The sequence below is a fragment of the Actinospica durhamensis genome, from assembly GCF_018139695.1.
In the GTDB taxonomy this organism is placed as follows: domain Bacteria; phylum Actinomycetota; class Actinomycetes; order Streptomycetales; family Catenulisporaceae; genus Actinospica; species Actinospica durhamensis.
On sequence record NZ_JAGSOG010000774.1, the window covers coordinates 1 to 432 of the forward strand.

1 protein-coding gene is annotated in these 432 nt (G+C 71.8%); it reads left to right on the plus strand.

Annotated elements, in window-relative coordinates; all coding sequences use genetic code 11:
• Positions 1-181 precede the first annotated feature (181 nt).
• Complete coding sequence (locus KDL01_RS42160) at positions 182-397, plus strand: hypothetical protein (RefSeq protein ID WP_212534302.1); 216 nt, start codon at positions 182-184, stop codon at positions 395-397.
• Positions 398-432: the final 35 nt, after the last annotated feature.

Below are 432 nucleotides of genomic sequence, written 5' to 3' on the forward strand. Positions count from 1 at the left end.
GCGGCGGGGGATCTGGAGGCGGCGGCCGGGACGGGTCAGGGCTCGAATCAGTCGAACTCTGCGTAAGTGGACCGGAAACCGGCCTCTGACGCGGGCGGACGTCGCACCTTCGGGCGATTGCGGTCGATTCCGTCGGACCGTTACGCTCAGTCGTGGGCTGATCGTTTACTGTGATCAGCACATGCCGAGCGCACGAGCCGAGGAGTCGAGGATCAGGAATCCATGGGAGTGCGCCGAGCCCGCCGCCGAGGGCCGCGCACGCGTCGCCCCGGCCGCCGCCGGCGCGCTGATCTCGGAGGTCGCGGCCCGCGTGGCCGAGCTGGCCAGGACCGTGCGCGAGCTGGAACGGCTGGTCGGGCCGGGCGCGCCGGAGGCCGTGCCGGAGGGAACCGACTAGTGCGAAAGGACCATGATGAGGCGCCGCGCCTGCCG

Excerpts from the sequence above, each read along its gene's own strand:
- KDL01_RS42160 (WP_212534302.1), top strand. The coding sequence starts at position 182 with ATGCCGAGCGCACGAGCCGAGGAGTCGAGGATCAGGAATCCATGGGAG.